Source organism: Stenotrophomonas sp. TWI169, assembly GCF_039674705.1.
GTDB classification, from domain to species: Bacteria; Pseudomonadota; Gammaproteobacteria; order Xanthomonadales; family Xanthomonadaceae; genus Stenotrophomonas; species Stenotrophomonas maltophilia_P.
Map to the genome: position 1 here is coordinate 1 of NZ_JBDJOB010000028.1, position 10847 is coordinate 10847.

Annotated in this window: 9 protein-coding genes; 3 read left to right on the forward strand and 6 right to left on the reverse strand. The window is 68.2% G+C overall.

What is annotated here, in order from left to right:
- Positions 1 to 89 precede the first annotated feature (89 nt).
- Together ABE543_RS16805 and ABE543_RS16810 are read right to left on the reverse strand one after the other, a co-directional pair.
- Positions 90 to 947, reverse strand: a complete 858-nt coding sequence (locus ABE543_RS16805) for an IclR family transcriptional regulator C-terminal domain-containing protein (RefSeq protein WP_065181324.1) — start codon at positions 945 to 947, stop codon at positions 90 to 92.
- A 101-nt stretch (positions 948 to 1048) separates the two neighbouring features.
- A complete protein-coding gene (locus tag ABE543_RS16810; protein WP_346475924.1) occupies positions 1049 to 3472 on the reverse strand; it encodes a membrane-bound PQQ-dependent dehydrogenase, glucose/quinate/shikimate family in 2424 nt (807 codons plus the stop codon).
- A gap of 296 nt (positions 3473 to 3768) precedes the next feature.
- Here ABE543_RS16810 and ABE543_RS16815 point away from each other — a divergent pair, with 296 nt between their 5' ends.
- Positions 3769 to 4308: an adenine phosphoribosyltransferase gene (locus tag ABE543_RS16815; protein WP_053517758.1), complete on the forward strand. Its 540-nt coding sequence runs from the start codon at positions 3769 to 3771 to the stop codon at positions 4306 to 4308.
- 80 nt (positions 4309 to 4388) lie between these two features.
- On the opposite strand, the gene dbpA is transcribed toward ABE543_RS16815, so the two are convergent.
- Together dbpA and ABE543_RS16825 are read right to left on the reverse strand one after the other, a co-directional pair.
- On the reverse strand, positions 4389 to 5765 hold the full coding sequence (dbpA, locus tag ABE543_RS16820) for an ATP-dependent RNA helicase DbpA (RefSeq protein ID WP_346475925.1): 1377 nt from the start codon (positions 5763 to 5765) through the stop codon (positions 4389 to 4391).
- 69 nt (positions 5766 to 5834) lie between these two features.
- The gene (locus ABE543_RS16825; protein WP_262218409.1) at positions 5835 to 6914 is read right to left on the reverse strand and encodes a YeiH family protein; all 1080 of its coding nucleotides are present in this window, start codon (positions 6912 to 6914) and stop codon (positions 5835 to 5837) included.
- Between the two features lie 101 nt (positions 6915 to 7015).
- Here ABE543_RS16825 and ABE543_RS16830 point away from each other — a divergent pair, with 101 nt between their 5' ends.
- Entirely contained in the window at positions 7016 to 7891 is an 876-nt protein-coding gene (locus ABE543_RS16830; protein ID WP_065181327.1) for a LysR family transcriptional regulator, read from the forward strand.
- Positions 7892 to 7942: 51 nt separating this feature from the next.
- Positions 7943 to 9823, forward strand: coding sequence for an ATP-binding cassette domain-containing protein (locus ABE543_RS16835; protein ID WP_279942551.1), 1881 nt, complete (start codon positions 7943 to 7945; stop codon positions 9821 to 9823).
- 128 nt (positions 9824 to 9951) lie between these two features.
- On the opposite strand, the gene ABE543_RS16840 is transcribed toward ABE543_RS16835, so the two are convergent.
- Both ABE543_RS16840 and ABE543_RS16845 read right to left on the reverse strand, forming a co-directional pair.
- Positions 9952 to 10413 carry a cytochrome c gene (locus ABE543_RS16840; protein WP_346475926.1) on the reverse strand — a complete coding sequence of 154 codons (462 nt, stop codon included), beginning with the start codon at positions 10411 to 10413 and terminating at the stop codon, positions 9952 to 9954.
- A gap of 9 nt (positions 10414 to 10422) precedes the next feature.
- Positions 10423 to 10815: a c-type cytochrome gene (locus ABE543_RS16845; RefSeq protein WP_053517750.1), complete on the reverse strand. Its 393-nt coding sequence runs from the start codon at positions 10813 to 10815 to the stop codon at positions 10423 to 10425.
- Between the last annotated feature and the right edge of the window lie 32 nt (positions 10816 to 10847).

Sequence of the window (10847 nt, forward strand, 5' to 3'; positions counted from 1 at the left end):
CGCCGTGGGGGGTGGCCGTTAGCGCGGGGCGGGGCCCGGCGCTACCGGGCCGCGTTGTGGTAGCGCCGGGCCATGCCCGGCGGCGTGCCTCAATTCAACAACGTGCCCAATCGCTGCGCCGCTTCGCGCAGGCGCGGCAGCAGCTGGGTCTGCATCACGCCCAGACCGATACGGCCCGCCTGGGTGCCGATGTTCAACGCACCAACCACGTCACCGCTGCGCGAACGCACAGGCACTGCGATCGAGCGCAGGCCGATCTCCAGTTCCTGGTCGACCAGGGACACACCTTCGCGGCGCACCTTCTCCAGCGTGTCCAGGAAATCATCCATACGGGTGATGGTGCGCTCGGTGCGCGGCCGCAGCGGATTGCGTTCCAGATAGCCTTCCAGCGTGTCGCGCGGCAACGCCGCGAGCAACACGCGGCCCATCGATGTGCAGTAGGCAGGCAGACGGCTGCCCGCGCGCAGTCCAATCGACATGATGCGCACGGTTTCCGCACGTGCCACGTACAGGATGTCGTCGCCGTCCAGCACGCCCAGCGAGCAGGATTCATGCACGTCGTCGCGCAGGGCATCGAGCACCGGCTGCGCTGCGGCGGTCATCGACGACGACGCCACATAGGCACCGCCCATGCCCAGCACGCGCGGCAGCAGCACGTAGCCACGGCCCTGTTCGCCGACATAGCCCAGCTTTTCCAGCGTATACAGCACGCGCCGCACCGCGGCACGCGAGATGCCGGTATCGGTGCTGATCTGTGACATGGTCACTTCGCGCGGGTGCTGCGAGAACACGCTCAGCACGGCCAGGCCGCGACCGAGCGATGTCATGAAGTCCGGATCGCCCTGGTTGTCCTGGATCTGCTGCATCAGCTCATGGGCCAGGCCACGGTCCTGCGGCGGGGCAGGAGCGCGCTTGGGGCGACGGCTGGGAGGAACGGCGGCAGGCATGGCAGCAGCTTTCATCGGGTTCGACCTTGCATGGTAAGCGCTCGCACCAGCAACCGGTACCCGGGTAGCGCCGCCCGGCAGGCGACGCTACGGGGCAGGGTTCACCTGCGCTCGGGCAGCGCGTAGGCAATCACGTAATCGCCGCGGTCCGGCGACTGGCGGGCGCCACCGGCGGAGATCACCACGTACTGACGGCCGGTATTTGGCGAGACATAGGTCATCGGCGTGCCCTGGCTACCCACCGGCATGCGTGCTTTCCACAGCTCATCGCCGGTACGGCTGTCGTAGGCACGCAGGTAGTAATCCTGCGTGCCCGCGAAGAACAGCAGGCCTGACTGGGTGGCCAGCGAACCGCCCAGGGTCGGCATGCCGATCGGGATCGACAGGCCCATATTGATGCCCATCGGACCGGTGTCCTTCACCGTGCCCACCGGTACCTGCCAGACCAGTTTGCGGGTCGCCAGGTTGATCGCCGACATCGTGCCGAACGGGGGCTTCTGGCAGGGAATGCCAAGCTTGGACAGGAAGCGGTCGCGCAGCGAACCATAGGGCGTGCCGGTCTGCGAGGCCGCGCCCATTTCCACGCCGCCGTCGCCGCTGCTCATCTGCGCGCGCGGAATCAGCTTGGTCCACAGGCCCAGGCGCATGTCATTGACGAACAGATAGCCGGTGGTCGGGTCGACCGAGGCGCTGCCCCAGTTCATGCCGCCCAGCGAACCCGGCCATTGCAGCGCCAGGTCTTCGCCCGGCGGCGTGTACATGCCGTCGTAGCGGAACTGCTTGAACTGGATGCGGCACAGCATCTGGTCGATCGGGGTGGCTCCCCACATGTCCGACTCGGTCAGCGTTTCCGCGCCGATCTGCGGCAGGCCCACCGACAGCGGCTGGGTGGCGGCGTAGCGCTCGCCCTCGGCGTTGCCCTGCGGCGCCGGAATGTCGCGCACTTCGCTGATCGGCACGCCGGTCCGCCGGTTGAGCATGAAGATCTGCCCGGCCTTGGTGACCTGCAGCAGCGCCGGCAATGTGCCGCCCTTGCCGTCGGGTACATCGATCAGGGTCGGCTGCGCGGGCAGATCGTAGTCCCACAGATCGTGGTGTACGGTCTGGTACACCCAGCGTTCCTTGCCGGTGGCGACGTCGAGCGCGACCACGGCAGAGCTGTACTTGTCGTCCTGGGGCGTGCGTTCGCCGGCCCACTGATCCGGCGTGGTGTTGCCGGTGGGCAGGTAGACCAGGCCCAGTTGCGGGTCGTAGGCCATCGACGTCCACACATTCGGCGTCGCACGGGTGTAGTGGATCGACGGATCCAGCGGCACGTCCGGGGTCTCCTTTGAAAGATCCCAGATCCAGACCAGCGCACCGGTGCGCACGTTGTACGCACGCACCACGCCGGACGGTTCACCCACTTCGATGTTGTCGGCCACCCGGCCGCCGACCACGATCAGCTCGCCCGCCACCAGCGGCGCGGCGGTGAGGGTGTAGAAACCGGGCTTGATCTCGCCCATGCCGACCTTCAGGTCGACCACCCCGTTGCTGCCAAAGTCCGGGCAAAGGGCACCGGTGCTCGCATCCAGCGCGAACAGGCGGGCGTCGATGGAGGTCATCAGGATGCGCTTCCCGCACAGCGCCGGGCCGGTGCTCGCCACGTCAGTGGCCGGCACTGGTGCCGGTGCCGGTGCAGCCGTCGTCGCGGCGGCCGGGGCGGTAGTCGCATCGAAATAGCCCAGGCCCCGGCAACGCTGCCAGTTCGGTGCGGTGGCCTTGGGATCGAAGGCCCAGCGCTGCTTGCCCGAATCGGCATCAACGGCGATCACCTGGTTGTGCGGGGTGCACAGGTACAGGGTGTCGCCGATCTGCAGCGGGGTGTTCTGGTCTTCGGCGCCGAAGCCGTTGCTTTCCGGTACATCGCCGGTGCGCGCGGTCCAGGCCACCTGCAGCTCTTTCACATTGGCCGGGGTGATCTGGTCCAGTGCGGCAAAGCGGGTACCGGCGGTGGTATTGCCCCAGTGCATCCAGTCGCGCTGCTCAGCGCCCTTGGCCACGGGCACTACGGGGGGTGTGGTGCCCTGCGCCGCCTGCACGGGACGCGGCTGGAACGCTGCGAATGCAGTACCCAGCAGACCCACCAGCAGCACTGCAGCCACGCCATAGGCGCCGCGACCGGCCACCTGGCCGCGGCTGCGGCGCAGCACCGGCCAGGCCAAGGCGACCAGCAGGGCGAGCACGGCTGGCATCACCAGGCGCGAAACCAGCGGCCAGAAATTCCAGCCGGCATCCACCAGCGCCCACGGCAGCGTAGCCACGAACGCCAGGCCGTACAGCAGCGCACCGTTCGGCCTGCGCATCACCAGCAGCACGCCGGCCACGGCAGACGCTACACCCATCATCAGGAAGTACCAGCTGCCCCCCAGCTGCACCAGGCGTACGCCGCCGACCAGCAGAGCCAGGCCGAACAGCGTCACCAGGATGCCGAGCAGGATCACCAGCACACGGCACACGGCCGGAACCTTCGTCGTCTCGTCCACGTTGCATGAACCTCATTGCAGGAACCCGCGCGAAGGCGGGGAAGCCCCGCGCGCGCCAGGCGTGGCGGGGGCCGACGGCATCCAGGGCGGCTGCGGGCCGTGACGGCGTGCAGGCGTCGATCTGCTTATGACGCAAGGCGGGTGAATGACCGATCACGGCGATTATCGCACGCGTGTGCGATTTTGGCGTGATGCTGTGTCGCCATTGATGGAACGCAGCGGCGCGAAGATGCCGGGAACGGGCAGCGTACGGACGAACCGGTTACCCTATGCCGCCATACAAGCTGGTAGCTGCAATGACCGACGCCACCGTGGCCGTCCCCGCGTGGGCCTCGCGCCTGCGCGACATCGCCGATTTCCCCAAGCCCGGCATCCTGTTCAAGGACATCATGCCGCTGCTCGCGCACGGCGAGGACTTCCGTGATGCCATCCGCGCGATGGCCGACCGCTGGCGCGACCAGAAACTGGACGCGGTGGTGGGTATCGAATCGCGCGGTTTCATCCTGGGCGCCGCGATGGCACTGGAACTGGGCGTCGGCTTCGTGCCGGTGCGCAAGCCGGGCAAGCTGCCCGGCCAGGTGCTGCGCGAGGAATACACACTGGAGTACCGCAGCGACTGCATCGAAGTGCATGCCGATGCGCTGGCGGCCGGCGCGCGCGTGGCGATCATCGATGACGTGCTGGCGACCGGCGGCACGCTGGTGGCCGCATTGTCGCTGGTGCGCCGGCTGGGCGTGGACGTGGTCGGTGCTGGCGTCCTGGTCGAGCTGGATGGCCTGGGTGGCCGCGCCCGTTGGCAGGCGGACCTGCCGCTGCACACCGAGCTGGTGTTCTGAGACTGCCGCCGGGCATGGCCCGGCGCTACCGGCTTTGGAACTGTCGCCGGGCATGGCCCGGCGCTACCTGTCGCTGGGCCTTACATCATCCGTACGCGGAAGCGGCGGCCCTTGATCTTGCCGGCCTCCAGTTTCGCCACGGCGTTGCTGGCCTGCTCGCGCGCGATCGCCACGTAGGAGCGGGTCGGGAAGATCGCGATCTTGCCGATGAACTTGCCCGACAGGCCGGCGTCGCCGGTCAAGGCGCCGAGGATGTCGCCCGGGCGCAGCTTGTCTGTCTTGCCACCGTCGATGCGCAGGGTGCGCATCGCTGCCTGCGGCAACTCGGCGGGGCGTGACGTCGCCAGCGGCGTTTTCTGCCAGTCCAGCGCGTGCCCCATCTGTGCTTCGATCGCTTCGGCGCGGGTCTTTTCGCGGCCCGCCACCAGGCTGATGGCCAGGCCGCTGGCGCCGGCACGGCCGGTACGTCCAACGCGGTGCTGGTAGCTTTCGACATCGGTCGGCAGCTCGTAGTTGATCACCGCCGCCAGCTCTTCCACGTCCAGACCGCGCGCGGCGACGTCGCTGGCGACCAGCACGTTGCAGCTGCGGTTGGCCAGGAGCAGCAGCACTTCCTCACGGTCACGCTGCTCCATGTCACCGTGCAGGGCCAGCGCCGAGAAGCCGAACTGCTGCAGCGAATGGGCGACCTCATCCACGTCCTTGCGGGTATTGCAGAACACCACTGCCGATTCGGGCGTGTACTTGAGCAGCAGGCCGGCCAGCGCCTTCTGCCGATGGGCCGGCTCGACCTCGCAGAACAGGTGGCGGATGGCCGGCGCCTGGTCAGCGCCTTCCACCGTGACTTCAACGGCATCGCGCAGCAGGTCACGGGCAATGGCACGGATGCTGTCGGGGAAGGTGGCCGAGAACAGCAGGCTCTGCCGGTCCTTGTGGGTGCGTCCGGCGATTTCGCGGATGGGCTCTTCAAAGCCCATGTCGAGCATGCGATCGGCTTCGTCCAGCACCAGCGTGCGCACCGCGCCAAGATTCAGCGCGCGCTTGCGTGCCAGCTCCTGCACGCGGCCAGGGGTGCCGACCACCACGTGCGGGTCGTGGCCTTCCAGCGAAGCCAGCTGCGGTCCCAGCGGCACGCCGCCGACCAGCAGCAGCAGCTTCAGGTTGGGGATGCCGGTGGCCAGCTTGCGGATCTGCTTGCCGACCTGGTCGGCCAGTTCGCGGGTCGGGCACAGCACCAGCGCCTGTACGCGGATCAGGCTCGGATCGATCGCCTGCAGCAGCCCCAGGCCGAACGCAGCGGTCTTGCCGCTGCCGGTCGGAGCCTGCGCGATCACGTCGCGGCCATCGAGGATGGCGGGCAGGCTCTGGGCCTGCACAGGGGTCAGGGTGGTGTAGCCGAGGGCATCCAGGCCGGGCTGCAGGGCCGGGCTCAGCGGCAGGGTCGAGAAATCAGTCATGGCGCATTGTACCTGCGCGCGCGGCCGTCCCCGTCTCCCGGGGCAGCGGCCGTATCGGCAGACCTGCGCTCAGTGCAGCATCGCCAGCACGCCCTGGTGGATCGCCAGGCCACCGAACAGCAGCCAGGCGAACAGGAGCAGCGCCAGCAGCAGCGGCTTCAGGCCCGCCTGGCGCAGCGCGGAGACATGGGTGGTCACGCCCAGCGCCGCCATCGCCATCGCCAGCAGCACCGTGTCCAGCTGCACCAGCGCTGCGTGAAGTCCGGCGGGCAGCAGCTGCAGCGAGTTCATGCCGGCCACGGCGACGAAACCGAACGCGAACCACGGCACAACGATGCGGGCCTTGCTGCCCTCGGGCGTTGCCCTGCTGCCGCGTGCCAGCCAGAGCGACAGCACGACCAGGAACGGCGCGAGCAGCATCACCCGAACCATCTTGGTGATGACGGCGGTATCGGCAGCCGCCTCACCCACGGCACGGCCGGCAGCCACCACCTGCGCCACTTCGTGCACGGTCGCCCCGGTGAACAGGCCGTACTGCCGCGCGTCCATCGCCAGCCAGCCGTGCGACTGCAGCAACGCATACAGCGCCGGATACAGGAACATGGCAAGCGTACCGAACACCACCACGGTCGATACCGCCACTGTTACCTGTGCCGCACGACCACGCACCACCGGCTCGGCCGCCATCACTGCCGCCGCGCCGCAGATGGCACTGCCGGCGCCGATCAGCATCGCCGCCTCACGCTCCATCCTGAACACGCGCGTGCCCAGCCAACAGGCCAGGCCAAATGTGCTGGCGACCACCAGCACGTCCATCAGCACGCCGGCGACGCCGACATGGCCGATGTCCTGGAACGTCAGGCGCAGGCCATACAGCACAATGCCGGCACGCAGCAGCCAGTGCTTGGCGAAGCCGATGCCTGCCGCGCTGCGCGGCGCCAGCCGCGGGTAGAGGGTATTGCCGACCGCGATACCGGCGACGATCGCCACGGTCAGCGCGCTCAGGCCATGCGCCTGCAGCCATGGCAGGTCCGCCAGATGAAGCGATGCCGCAGCGAGCAGGCCCGCCAGCAGCAGCCCGGGCAGGCGCGGCTGCCAGCGCTGCCGCAGAACGGGCAGGGACCAGGTGGAGGGGGCGGAGGTGCTCATCGCGGGACCGGTGTGGGGAACGATGAAAAGCGTGCGCCTGCGCCAATGACCTGTAAAACGAATAATATAAGTAGAATCTACCTGCTTTATAGGTAAAGGCCATGCGCCTGACTCTGCGCCAGCTACAGGTCTTCGTCGCCATTGCCGACCACGGAAGTACCTCCGCGGCCGGCCAGGCCATCGCGCTCTCGCAGTCGGCCAGCAGTGCCGCCCTGCAGGAGCTGGAGGCGCACTTCGGCACGCCCCTGTTCGACCGCGTCGGTCGCCGCCTGGTGCTGAACGGCCATGGCCGCGCGCTGCTGGAACCGGCCCGCGCGCTGCTGGTCAATGCCGTTGATCTCGAGCGCCAGCTCGCTGCCGGCGGGGACCCCGCGCAGGGGGCACCGTTGCGGCTGGTGCTGGCGGCCAGCACCACCATCGGCAACTACCTGCTGCCGGCGCGCATCGCCGACCTGTTGCGGCAGGCGCCACAGGCGGAAGTCGATCTGCGCATCGACAACAGCGCCGGCGTGGTCGCCGCCGTCCAGCGGCTGGATGTGGATGCCGGCCTGATCGAGGGGCCATGCCACGAGCGGGGTTTGCAGGTGACCGCGTGGCAGCAGGATCCGCTGGTGATCGTTGCCGCCGCCGACGCGGCGGCGCGCTGGTCGCTGGAGGATCTGCGCGCGGCGCGCTGGCTGCTGCGCGAACCCGGGTCCGGCACCCGCGAGGCCGTGGAGCAGGCGCTTCTGCCGCATCTGCGCGGCTTCGCGCAGACCCTGCAGCTGGGCAATACCGAGGCGATCAAGCAAGCCGCGATCGCCGGCCTCGGCGTGGCCTGCCTGTCACGTCACGCATTGGAGGAGCCGCTGGCACTGGGTCGCCTGCGTGTGCTGGATACCCCGCTACCCGCGCTGCAGCGCACGCTGTGGCTGGTGCGCCACCCCGGCAAGCAATGGTTGCCGGGTCTGCAGGCGTTGCTGGGGGAGGTGGGCTGATCGATCTCCGGGAGCAGCCCGGCCGGCGCCCCCAACCCGTACAATATCCGGATGCCTCTGATTACTCTGCAGAACGTCGACTTCAGCGTCGGCGGCCCGTTGTTGCTGGAAAAAGCCGAACTGTCGATCGAGCCGGGTGAACGCATCGCCCTGATCGGCCGCAACGGCGCCGGCAAATCCACCCTGCTCAAGCTGCTGTCCGGCGACCACAAGCCCGATGATGGCGAAGTACGCGTCCAGCAGGGCGTCCGTGTGACCCGCCTGGAACAGGAAGTGCCGCACGGCGCGGCCGGCTCGGTGTTCGACGTGGTGGCCGATGGCCTGGGTGAGCTGGGCCAGTGGCTGGCCGAGTTCCACCACCTCAGCCATGCCGACGAGTTCGACGGCGATGCGCTCGGCCGGGTGCAGGCCAAGATCGACGCGGCCAATGGCTGGGGTCTGGACCAGCGCGTGGCCGAGACACTGACCAAGCTCGACCTGGATGGCGATGCGGAGTTCGCGCGCCTGTCCGGTGGCATGAAGCGCCGCGTCCTGTTGGGCCGCGCGCTGGTCTCCAGCCCGGACCTGCTGCTGCTGGACGAGCCGACCAACCACCTGGACATCGAAGCCATCGACTGGCTGGAAGCATTCCTGAAGGGCTGGAGCGGCAGCGTGGTGTTCGTCACCCATGACCGCCGCTTCCTGCGTGCGCTGGCCACCCGCATCGTCGAGATCGATCGCGGCCAGGTCACCAGCTGGCCCGGCGACTGGGCCAACTACGAACGCCGCCGCGAAGAGCGCCTCAACGCGCAGGCGCAGGAGAACGCGCGCTTCGACAAGCTGCTGGCACAGGAAGAAGTGTGGATCCGGCAGGGCATCAAGGCGCGCCGCACCCGCGATGAAGGTCGCGTGCGCCGGCTGAAAGCGATGCGCACCGAACGGTCGCAGCGACGCGAGCTGAGCGGCAATGTCCGGATGGAAGCGGCACAGGGCGTGAGCTCCGGCAAGAAGGTCATCGACGTCAAGGACATTTCGTTCGCGTTCGGCGACCGCACCATGGTCCGCGACTTCACCACCACCATCCTGCGCGGCGACCGGATCGGCCTGATCGGCCCCAACGGCAGCGGCAAGACCACTCTGTTGAAGCTGCTGCTGGGTGAACTGCAGCCGCAGAAGGGCGAGGTCAACGCCGGCACCAACCTGCAGGTGGCCTATTTCGACCAGTATCGTGCCGTGTTGCGCGAAGACTGGAGCGCCATCGAGAACGTGGCCGAAGGCCGTGATTTCCTCGAGTTCAACGGCAAGCGGAAGCACGTGCATGCCTATCTGCAGGACTTCATGTTCACGCCCGAGCGCGCGCGCGCGCCGATCACCCGGCTGTCCGGTGGGGAGCGCAACCGCCTGCTGCTGGCCAAGCTGTTCGCGCAGCCGTCCAACCTGCTGGTGATGGACGAACCCACCAACGACCTGGACGTGGAAACGCTTGAGCTGCTGGAAGAGCTGCTTGGCGAGTACACCGGCACGCTGCTGCTGGTCAGCCACGATCGTGATTTCATCGACAACGTGGTGACGTCCACGCTGGTGATGGAGGGCGACGGCGTGATCGGCGAGTACGTTGGAGGCTATACCGACTGGCAGCGCTACGCGGCCAGTACCGCAGCGGCAGCAGTGCCCGCCGCTGCCAGGCCGGCGGCAGCGGTTGCGCCTGTGGCTGCCGCGGAACCTGCCGCGGCCAAGCGCAAGCTCAGCTACAAGGAAGCGCGCGAACTGGAGCAGCTGCCGAAGACGATCGAGAAGCTGGAAGGTGACGTCGAAGGCCTCACCTCAGCGATGAATGATCCCTCGTTCTACACCCGCAGCAGCGCCGAGGTGACGGCACACACGCAGCAGCTGGCCAAGGTGCAGGCCGAACTGGACGCCGCGTACGCGCGCTGGGAAGAGCTGGAAGGCTGATCGTTGACCGACGCTGACGGTGCAAGGGTAGCGCGGGGCCATGCCCCGCGAGCGCACAGCGCGGGCTTCTGGCGTTCCGCCGGGCATGGCCCGACGCTACGGATGCGGGGCGCCACGGCGCCCTGATCCTATTTGACCCCGTGCAGATCCCGCAGCTGGCTTGGCCGGCTGCCGAAGTACGCCGCCAGGTCGGCGATGTCCTGATCGCTCAGGTCCGTCGCCTGCGGCGTCATCAACGCGTGCTGGCGGTCGCCGGAACGGTAGGCCTGCAGCGCATGCGCGAGGTAATCACCGTACTGCCCACCCAGTTTCGGGTAGGTCGGATCGATCGGGGCGTTGCCGTCGGCACCATGGCAATCGATGCAGCTCTGGTTGGCGGCCTTGCCCTTCACCTTGGCCCGGGCTTCACCGGCAGCCTCACGGCCGGTGGGCAGGCCTGCCGACGATGAAGAGCCGTGCTCGCCGCTGGCATGGCCCGGATCGGCGGCGGATTTATCGCTGTTCTCCACCTGTGACTGCGAGCAGGCCGCCAGCAGCAGGGCGACGGACAGGGCGATGGCATGACGCAGTGGATGCGCGGCTTTCGACATGGGCGGGCCTTACTTGACGGTGGACAGGTAAACAGAGAGATCGGCGATCTCCTGTTCGCTGAAACTCATCGACTGGGCCTGCATCGTCGGATGCCGGCGCTTGCCCTGGCGGTACTCGGTCAGGGCCTGGGTCAGGTACTGCTGGGTCTGGCCACCGATCTTCGGTACCCGGTAACTCGGGTAGGCGTTCTTGTAACCGGTGATGCCATGGCACCCCTGGCAGGTGTAGGCCAGCACCCGGCCATTGTCGTAATTGCCGGCAGGTGCGGCGGCGGCAGCAGCGGCGGGTGCCGGGGCTGGGGCGGGTGCTGCGGTCGTGGTAGCTGGAGCGGGCTGTGCGGCGGCCCCGAGGGGCAGGAGGACGGCCAGAGCGAGACAAGCGGCGAGCGGCTGCGGGCGCATGATGTCGTTTCCGGGGATTCGGGTCTGGTCGT